Source organism: Pseudomonas sp. GW821-FHT11G12 (genome assembly GCF_058808055.1).
Genome location: NZ_JBXARH010000010.1, coordinates 26,347 through 35,002 on the forward strand (window position 1 = coordinate 26,347; position 8,656 = coordinate 35,002).

Below are 8,656 nucleotides of genomic sequence, written 5' to 3' on the forward strand. Positions count from 1 at the left end.
TGCACGGTGGGTGCAGCCGGGTATGTAGAAGGAACGTTCGGCGCGGCGAAAAATTTACAGGGCAGCGGTCGCGGCACTCAGTGCACGACCGAAGATCTCGGCGACGCGGTCGATTTCAGCGGCGGTGATCACCAGTGGCGGCAGGAACCGCACCACCGCGCCATGCCTCCCGCCCAACTCCAGAATCAGGCCACGCTTGAGGCATTCGCGCTGTACCAGCGGCGCCAGACGGGCGAAGGCCGGTGGATGGCCCAGCGCGTCCGGCGCACCGTTCGGATCGACCAGCTCGACCCCGAGCATCAGGCCACGACCACGAATGTCGCCCAGTTGCGGGAAGTCACGCTGCAGGATGTGCAGGTGCTCGCTCAGGCGTTCGCCCATGGCGGCGGCGTGTTCGCAGACCTTGTGCTCGACCAGGTAACGCATCACCGCGGAACCGGCGGCCATCGCCATCTGGTTGCCACGGAAGGTGCCGGCATGAGCGCCCGGCTGCCAGGTGTCGAGCCAGTCGCGGTAAACCACCACCGCCAGCGGCAGGCTGCCGCCGATGGCTTTGGACAGCACGACCACGTCCGGGGTGATGCCGGCGTGCTCGAAGGCGAACATCTTGCCGGTGCGGGCGAAACCGCTCTGGATCTCGTCGACGATCAGTGCAACACCCGCCTTTTCGGTGATACGACGCAGACCGCGCAGCCACTCGATGTCCGCCGGAATCACACCGCCCTCGCCCTGCACCGCCTCGACGATCACCGCCGCCGGCAATTGCACACCGGCCTCCGGGTCGTTGAGCAGGTTTTCCAGGTAACTCAGGTTGGCCTTCACACCCGCCGCGCCACCGAGGCCGAACGGGCAACGGTAGTCGTACGGGAACGGCATGAACTGCACGCCGTTGCTGAGCAATGCGCCCAGCGGCTTTTTCGGCCCCAGGCTGCCCATCAGGCTCAACGCGCCCTGACTCATGCCGTGGTAACCGCCGGAGAACGACAGCACGGTGCTGCGTCCGGTGGCGGTACGTACCAGTTTCAGCGCGGCTTCCACGGCGTCGGTGCCGGTCGGGCCGCAGAACTGGATTTTCGCTTCCTTGGCCAATGCTGGAGGCAGCAACCCGAACAGGTCCTGAACGAATTGATCCTTCACCGGCGTGGTCAGGTCGAGGGTGTGCAGCGGCAGCTCATCGGCCAGCACCTGCTGGATGGCTTCGATTACCACCGGGTGGTTGTGCCCCAGCGCCAGGGTGCCGGCACCGGCCAGGCAATCGATGAACGTGCGGCCTTCAACGTCTTCGACATACAGGCCCTTGGCACGCTTCAGCGCCAGGGGAATGCGCCGCGGGTAGCTGCGGGCATTGGATTCCTGCTGGCTCTGACGGGCCAGCAGCGGCGACTCGTTGAACTGATACAGCGTTTCCGCCGGCGCGGAGGCGATCCGGGCCGACGACTCTTCGATAAGGCTGGTGGCGACTGACATCTCTCGACCCCTCAATTCGCTATGGATAGTGACCAAAACTGCACACCGCACAGGTGCGCGTTCCGGTCGCGGGGCGCACATGCAGGTTTTCCTGTTCTGGAAACGCACCAGCCCCTCAAGGATTTACACCCTTGAGCGAGTTGTCATGCCGACAGCGGCAGCGACTTGTGCATCGGCAGGCTGCGCATGCCGTGGCGAATGAGCGGCGGCGCCGATTCGCGATACCCCAGACGCCGATAAAAGGCTTCACCGGTGCGGGTGCTGGTGAGCACGGAACGGGGGCTGCCGCGAGTCAGCAGCCAGCCTTCAAGGTCAGCCATCAGGGCCCGGCCGACGCCCCGGCGAAACCATTCCGGCTGCACATGACAAAGGGTGACATCGCCGTCGGCCAGCGCCATGCCGACGCCCACCGGTCGGCCCTGCATCAGGGCGATGTTCAGATAGCGCTGTGGATCGGTGAGCCAGGCACTGATGTGTTCCGGCGATTGCTGGCGGATCCAGGCATCGACAAGGTGGGGGTCGTTACGATGGTCGAGCGCACAACCGACGCGGATCGAACGCTCGATGATGCGGCTGATGATGCCGGCATCAGCCGGGGTGGCCGGGCAAATGTAGATGGATGCATCCATGGCGCTGTTTCCCTCAATCCATTGAGTCAAAGGCTGGGGCGACAATAGCGTCGTGGCCGGCCGATGACCAATGGAGAGAGGTTACATTTGATGTGCCGGCTCAGGCCGGTTGCAGCGGCATGGTCAGCTCGACCCGCAAGCCATCCGGGCGACTGTCGAAATGCAGGGTGCAGGCACAGCGTTGGACAATTGCCTGGACAATCGCCAGCCCGAGCCCGCAGCCGGTGCTCTGGCCGTTGCGCCAGAAGCGTTGGGTCAGGTGTTGCAGATCGTCCGGCGCAATCCCCGGCCCATGATCGCGAACCACGAAGCGCACGCGGTTGCCGGTGGTTTCCAGGCTCAGCTCCACGGCGCCTTCCGTCGGGGTATGGCGCAGGGCGTTATCGAGCAGATTGCGCAAGGCCGCGATCGACAACACTGCCGGCATTTGCAGAGGCGCGCCGGACAACTTTTCGGGCAGATGCAGTTTGATCCGTTGACGCTCGCCGCTGGCGGAGTCCTGAATCGCCAGTTTCGCCACTTGCTCGGAGCTGCACTGCACGCCGTCGTCGAACGACAGACTGCCCTCGACCCGGGCCAGCAACAGCAATTGCTCCAGGGTCCGGTGCAAGCGATCGGCGCCCTCCTCGGCCCGGGCCAGGGACTGATCGCGGGCACTGCCTTCGGTCATGCGCGCCACTTGCAGGTGGGTCTTGATCGCCGTCAGCGGGCTGCGCAGTTCATGGGCGGCGTCACCGGTCAGGCGACGCTCGCGCTCGATAGTCTTGCCGATGCGCTGGAACAGTTGGTTCTGAGTTTCAAGCAGCGGTTTCAGTTCGCTGGGGAACGATTGCAACTGCAACGGTTCGAGCGAGTCGGCATTGCGCCGCATCAAGGCTTCGCGCAAGCGATTGAGCGGCGCCAGCCCCTGACCGATCCCCAGCCACAGCAGGCACAGGCAGCCAAGCAGCGCCACACCCACCGGCACCGAAGCCGCCAGCAGGATCGACATGTTCAAGGCTTCACGCTCGATCACCCGGTCAGCGGTGGTGATGCGCACATCGCCCCGGGCCAGGGTGAAGGTGCGCCAGGGTGCGCCGTCGATCATCTGGTCATGGAAGCCCATTTTCTGGGCTTCCAGTGCCTGTTCCGGATTGTTGTGGCTGCGGGCGAGGATTTCGCCGCGCAACGAGCTGACCTGGCAGGCCATGCCGCCGGGAATGTTCAGTTGTTCGGCGCTGAAGTGAGTGCCCTCGCCTTTGCTCGGTATCGCCGGCAATTGCTCCAGCAACCCGGCGACCATCCGCGCCGAAGCCACCAGCCGCTGGTCGAGGGAAAACATCATCTGGTTGCGCAGGTCGCTGAGCATCCAGGCCGCCGCCAAGGCCCAGATCAGCGCGAATGCGGCGCCGAGGGTCAGACTCAGGCGCAGGCGCAGACTCATCACTTGTCAGGTTCTCCACCATCGGCCGGGCCCAGGCGATAGCCCAGACCACGTACGGTTTCGACGATGCCCTTGCCGAGTTTGCTGCGCAGGTGGTGGATGTGCACGTTCAGCGCGTTGCTCTCCAGTTCATCGTTGAAACCGTAGACGCTGTCCTTCAATTGCTCGGTGGACAGCACCCGGCCACGGTTGTGCAGCAAGGCTTGCAGCAGGGATTGCTCGCGACGGGACAGGTCCACCGAACGGCCCGCCAGGGTGGTTTCGCGGCTGCTCGGGTCGTAAGTCAGCGCGCCGTGCTCGATCAGGTTGACGCTACGCCCGGCCACGCGGCGCAGCAGGGTTTGCAGACGAGCGAACAGTTCGCGCAAATCGAACGGCTTGAGCAGGTAATCGTCGGCGCCGGACTGCAAACCGTCGACCCGGTCGGTGACCGAATCCCGCGCAGTGAGGATCAGCACCGGAATTTCCAGGCCCTGCTGACGCAGTTGCTGCAGCAGTTTGAGGCCATCTTCGTCCGGCAAACCGAGGTCGAGCACCATCACGTCGAATTCGGCAACCTTGAGGATCGCCCGCGCCTTGGAGGCGGTGTTGACGTGTTCGACCGTCAAGCCCTGGGCCGTCAGCCCGGCGACGATGCCACTGGCGATCAACTCATCGTCTTCGCAAACCAGTACGTGCATGGTGAGTCCCGTAGAAAAATGCCGATTAGGCGGTTGGCCGATTAAGCTGACATTATGCCCCGAACGCCACAGCGACAAGGGCGCCGCGGTTAATCATCGGTTAATCGCCGCCGCCCATTGTGCTCATCACTTGCACAGGGACAAGGCTCCTCCATGCGTCATATTTTTTTATTGTTTGCACTGTTGATTTCGGGTCTGGCCCAGGCAGGGAACGATCCTTTTGCGACAAAACCGGAATTTCTCCCGGTCGACAAGGCCTTCGTGCTGACATCCGAACGTCTGGATTCCGGCGAAACCCAACTGTTCTGGCAAATCGCCGACGGTTACTACCTGTATCAGAAACGCCTGAAATTCGACGGGCTGGCGGCGGAAAACGCCCCAGCGCTGCCCGAAGGCGAATCCCACAGTGACGAGTATTTCGGCGAGCAACCGGTCTATCGCCAGGGCCTCGAACTGAAAATTCCTGCAGCAGCCAAAGGCCAGATCAAGGTCAGTTATCAGGGCTGCGCCGATGCCGGCCTGTGCTATCCACCGCAAACTCGCGTGATCGACCTCGGTGGCAAAGCGGCCGCTGCAGCGACGGATGAGGCGCAGGATCAAGCGCTGGCCAGCGGTCTGCAACAGCACTCGCTGGGCTGGAGCCTGCTGGTGTTCTTCGGTCTCGGCCTGTTGCTGGCCTTTGCGCCGTGCTCGTTACCGATGTTGCCGATTCTGGCCGGTATGGTGGTTGGCAGCGGTGCCACGCCACGTCGTGGTTTTGCGCTGGCCAGCAGCTATGTGGTTTGCATGGCGCTGGTGTATGCGGCAATGGGCGTCATCGCGTCCCTGTTGGGAGCGAACCTTCAGGCGTGGTTGCAAAACCCATGGCTGCTCGGGACGTTCGCAGTGGTGTTTGTGATTCTGGCACTGCCGATGTTCGGCTTCTTTGAACTGCAATTGCCGGTCGCACTGCGTGATCGACTGGAGCACGCCTCGCGCAGTCGCAGCGGCGGCAGCCTGGTTGGCGCCGGTGTGTTGGGCGCGTTGTCCGGCCTGTTGGTCGGGCCGTGCATGACCGCACCGCTGGCCGGTGCTCTGCTCTACATCGCGCAAAGCGGCAATGCGCTGCACGGTGGCTTGATCCTGTTTGCCCTCGGTATCGGCATCGGCATCCCACTGTTGGTGCTGGTGACGGTCGGCAATCGTTTCCTGCCGAAACCCGGCGCGTGGATGAACCTGCTCAAAGGCATATTCGGTTTCCTGTTCCTCGGCACGGCAGTATTGATGCTGCGTCCGGTGCTGGACTCGTCGCTGTGGCTTGCGCTGTGCGGCGCGCTGCTGCTGATCGCGGCCTACAGCGCCTGGAAACAGTCCGAAGGCTTCGGCCGGGTCGCCCAGTTGTTCGGTGCCAGCTCGCTGCTGCTGGGACTGTGGGGCAGTTTGCTGGTCGTGGGTGCAGCGGGTGGCAGCGATGATCCGTTCCAGCCGTTGCAGGTCTACAGCGCCGGACGCACCGGCACGGTTGCCCCCAACGGTCACGAAGCATTCATTACGATCAAAGACCCAGCCGCGCTGCAGCGCGAACTCGACACCGCCAAGGCTCAGGGCCAATGGGTGCTGCTCGATTACTACGCCGACTGGTGCACGTCGTGCAAAGTCATGGAGAAAAAGGTATTTGGCCAGGCGCGGGTACTGCAGGCCCTGAGCGAAGTGCGTTTGCTGCGCCTCGACGTCACTGATGACAATGCCGCCAGCCGCGAACTGCTCGGCCGCTACAAAGTGCCAGGGCCACCGAGTTTTGTGTGGATCGGTGCCGACGGTGAAGAGCGCCGCAGCCAGCGCATCACCGGCGAAGTCGATGCCGACACTTTCCTGCAACACTGGACCACCACCCGAGACGCCCGTTAATGCTGACTTTCACCCTCGGCACCTTTGCCATTGCGCTTAACCACCTGTTGCTGATCAGCGCCCTGGCGCTGGCGACCTTCGTCGGCTGGCGGGTGGCCAAGCGCGGTGGCGATAACCCCGAGTCGGCGCTGTTCAGCCTGTTCCTGCTCGGAATGCTCGCTGCGCGCGTCGCGTTTGTTGCCGTGTACTGGGGACATTACCGCAACGATCCGTGGCAGATCATCGACCTGCGCGACGGTGGTTTTCTCGCTTGGCCGGGGGTGATCGTATTGCTGCTGGCAGCGCTGTATCGCGGCTGGCGGCGGCCGGGTTTGCGTCGACCGTTGGGGTTCGGCGTGGTCAGTGGCGTGGCATTCTGGTTGCTGGCCACCCTGTCGCTGAGCCTCTACGAGCAAGGCACACGTCTGCCGGACATCACCCTGCGCAACGCCGCCGGCGAAACCGTGAAACTCGCTGACTATCAGGGCGGCCCGCTGGTGATCAACCTTTGGGCCACCTGGTGCCCGCCATGCCGCCGCGAAATGCCGGTGCTGGAAAACGCCCAGCAGCAACGCCCGGACCTGACGTTCCTGTTCGTCAATCAGGCCGAAAGCATGCAAAGCGTCGCGACCTTCCTCGAAACCCAGGGCCTGAGCCTGAACAACGTGCTGTTCGACCGCAGCGGTCATCTGGGCCAGGCCGTGGGTTCCATGGCATTGCCGACTACGCTGTTCTACAGCCCCGACGGTCAATTGCTGGCCAGTCATCTGGGCGAGTTGTCGAACGCCAGTCTGGCTCGAGCCCTGGAAAACTTCGACATCCCCAATCCGAATACGAACGCCGCACCGGCCACCTCTGCAAGGAAACTGCCATGCCCCGCCTCCGCCACCTGCTGACGCTGACTCTGGGCGCTGCCCTGCTGCACTTGCCGTCGGTGCAGGCCGCTGAAGAATTGCCTGACGCGATCAAGAAGATCGAAGCCAAGGGCGCAAAAATCGTCGGCCAGTTCGACGCGCCCGACGGCCTGCGTGGCTACGCCGCGCAATACCAGAACCGCGGCATGGCGCTGTACCTGACGCCGGACGGCAAGCACGTGCTACTGGGCAATCTGTACGACGCCGACGGCAACGACCTGAGCAGCGCACCGCTGCAAAAACTGGTCTACGCGCCGATGGCCAAGGAAGTCTGGGCCAAGTTCGAGGCCAGCAACTGGATTCAGGACGGCAACAAGGATGCACCGCGCACGGTGTACCTGTTCAGCGACCCGAACTGCCCGTACTGCAACATGTTCTGGGAACAGGCCCGTCCATGGGTCAAGGCCGGCAAGGTGCAGTTGCGCCACATCATGGTCGGCATCATCCGCGAAGACAGCCCGGCCAAATCCGCCGCGCTGCTGGCCGCCAAAGACCCGGCCAAGGCCCTGGAAGAACACGAAAAGGCCGGCACAGCCAGCACGCTCAAAGCCTTGAAGAACATTCCGGCCGCCGTGCAGACCAAACTCGCAGCGAACATGCAGTTGATGGAGGACCTGGAATTACAGGCCACCCCGGCGATCTTCTACATGGACGACAAGGGTGAGCTGCAACAACAGCAAGGCGCGCCGACGCCGGACAAGCTGGCGAAGATTCTCGGGCCGAAATAAGCAGGACCAAAAGATCGCCGCGCGTCGCAGCGCCTACAGGAAACACACACCTGTAGAAGCTGCGACACGCGGCGATCTTGTTAATGGCGCTCCGCCAGGAAGCTGAACAACACCTCCGTCACAAACTCCGGATTCTCCAGATTGGAGATATGCCCGGCCTCGGGCACCAGCACACTCGGGCAGCCGATCAGCTCGGCCATTTCCTTGGCTTCCGACGGTGGACGGGGTTTGTCCTGATCGCCGCAGACCACCAGTGTGGTCGCCGCATTCAGCTCGCCCAGACGCGGCAACAGGTCATCACGGCCAAACGTGATGCGCCCCATCGGCACGATGCTTTGACGCAGGCGATCAGCGGAATAACCCGCGAGTTTTGCGCGAAAATCCTGATACAACGCCGACTGCGGATCGATGCCCGGACGGAAGAAGATCGGCACCACGATATCGAGCAACTGCTCGGAGATCTCGCCGCTTTCTTCGATCTGCTTGAACAGGGAAAAGTAATACTGACGGGTCGGTTCCGGCTCGACGCCGACGTAGGTGTCCATCAGTACCAGACCGTTGAGCCGCTGCGGTGCCGACAGAGCAAGGCGCACGCCCCACATGCCGCCGACCGACAACCCGACCAGCGTCACCCGGTCGATGTCCAGATGATCGAGCAAGGCCAGCGCCTGGCGTGCGATGTCATCCAGTGATGTGGTGCCTTCAGGCAAACGCCCCGATTCACCATGGCCCCACAGATCCAGCGCAATCACCCGATAGTGAGGCGACAACGCAGCGATCTGCGGTGCCCACATGGCCTGATCCCACAGGTAGCTGCCGGCCAGCAACACCGCCGGGCCTGTGCCTTGATCAATGTAATGAAGCGCTTGTCCGTCCACCGTGAAGAAAGGCATCGACTACCCCCGCGACAAAAAAAAGAGAACCGGCAGCCTGAGCTGCCGGTTCTCGA

General features: G+C 63.1%; 8 protein-coding genes. 3 read left to right on the top strand and 5 right to left on the bottom strand.

All coding sequences use genetic code 11. The features are described from left to right. Window positions 1–54 precede the first annotated feature (54 nt). The 4 genes from AC1RR7_RS24910 to AC1RR7_RS24925 all read right to left on the bottom strand — a co-directional run bounded on the left by AC1RR7_RS24910 (window position 55) and on the right by AC1RR7_RS24925 (window position 4,199). On the bottom strand, window positions 55–1,467 hold the full coding sequence (locus tag AC1RR7_RS24910; protein ID WP_192552118.1) for an aspartate aminotransferase family protein: 1,413 nt from the start codon (window positions 1,465–1,467) through the stop codon (window positions 55–57). 143 nt (window positions 1,468–1,610) lie between these two features. Continuing rightward, window positions 1,611–2,096: a GNAT family N-acetyltransferase gene (locus AC1RR7_RS24915; protein WP_102620418.1), complete on the bottom strand. Its 486-nt coding sequence runs from the start codon at window positions 2,094–2,096 to the stop codon at window positions 1,611–1,613. Between the two features lie 100 nt (window positions 2,097–2,196). Then, window positions 2,197–3,519, bottom strand: a complete 1,323-nt coding sequence (locus AC1RR7_RS24920; protein WP_493158646.1) for an ATP-binding protein — start codon at window positions 3,517–3,519, stop codon at window positions 2,197–2,199. Next, window positions 3,519–4,199 (bottom strand): response regulator, encoded by a 681-nt coding sequence (locus AC1RR7_RS24925; RefSeq protein WP_085607085.1) that lies wholly within the window; start codon window positions 4,197–4,199, stop codon window positions 3,519–3,521. Before AC1RR7_RS24925 ends, AC1RR7_RS24920 begins: the two co-directional genes overlap by 1 nt. Before the next feature lie 153 nt (window positions 4,200–4,352). Here AC1RR7_RS24925 and dsbD point away from each other — a divergent pair, with 153 nt between their 5' ends. Genes dsbD through dsbG form a run of 3 tightly spaced genes read left to right on the top strand, consistent with a single transcriptional unit; the run spans window position 4,353 to window position 7,707 of the window. Beyond that, a complete protein-coding gene (dsbD, locus tag AC1RR7_RS24930; RefSeq protein WP_493158647.1) occupies window positions 4,353–6,086 on the top strand; it encodes a protein-disulfide reductase DsbD in 1,734 nt (577 codons plus the stop codon). Then, window positions 6,086–6,961: a TlpA disulfide reductase family protein gene (locus AC1RR7_RS24935; protein ID WP_102620420.1), complete on the top strand. Its 876-nt coding sequence runs from the start codon at window positions 6,086–6,088 to the stop codon at window positions 6,959–6,961. The genes dsbD and AC1RR7_RS24935 overlap by 1 nt, the downstream gene beginning before the upstream one ends. Continuing rightward, on the top strand, window positions 6,937–7,707 hold the full coding sequence (gene dsbG, locus AC1RR7_RS24940; protein ID WP_096821115.1) for a thiol:disulfide interchange protein DsbG: 771 nt from the start codon (window positions 6,937–6,939) through the stop codon (window positions 7,705–7,707). The genes AC1RR7_RS24935 and dsbG overlap by 25 nt, the downstream gene beginning before the upstream one ends. 80 nt (window positions 7,708–7,787) lie before the next feature. Here the strand turns inward: dsbG and AC1RR7_RS24945 are convergent, their stop codons facing one another. After that, window positions 7,788–8,600: an alpha/beta fold hydrolase gene (locus AC1RR7_RS24945; protein ID WP_096821114.1), complete on the bottom strand. Its 813-nt coding sequence runs from the start codon at window positions 8,598–8,600 to the stop codon at window positions 7,788–7,790. Window positions 8,601–8,656 lie beyond the last annotated feature (56 nt).

What these genes read in the sequence shown, in the direction of transcription:
- AC1RR7_RS24935 (WP_102620420.1), top strand. Translation starts at nt 6,086, where the DNA reads ATGCTGACTTTCACCCTCGGCACCTTTGCCATTGCGCTTAACCACCTG.
- AC1RR7_RS24925 (WP_085607085.1), bottom strand. Translation starts at nt 4,199, where the DNA reads ATGCACGTACTGGTTTGCGAAGACGATGAGTTGATCGCCAGTGGCATC.
- dsbG (WP_096821115.1), top strand. Translation starts at nt 6,937, where the DNA reads ATGCCCCGCCTCCGCCACCTGCTGACGCTGACTCTGGGCGCTGCCCTG.
- AC1RR7_RS24920 (WP_493158646.1), bottom strand. Translation starts at nt 3,519, where the DNA reads ATGAGTCTGCGCCTGCGCCTGAGTCTGACCCTCGGCGCCGCATTCGCG.
- dsbD (WP_493158647.1), top strand. Translation starts at nt 4,353, where the DNA reads ATGCGTCATATTTTTTTATTGTTTGCACTGTTGATTTCGGGTCTGGCC.
- AC1RR7_RS24915 (WP_102620418.1), bottom strand. Translation starts at nt 2,096, where the DNA reads ATGGATGCATCCATCTACATTTGCCCGGCCACCCCGGCTGATGCCGGC.
- AC1RR7_RS24945 (WP_096821114.1), bottom strand. Translation starts at nt 8,600, where the DNA reads ATGCCTTTCTTCACGGTGGACGGACAAGCGCTTCATTACATTGATCAA.
- AC1RR7_RS24910 (WP_192552118.1), bottom strand. Translation starts at nt 1,467, where the DNA reads ATGTCAGTCGCCACCAGCCTTATCGAAGAGTCGTCGGCCCGGATCGCC.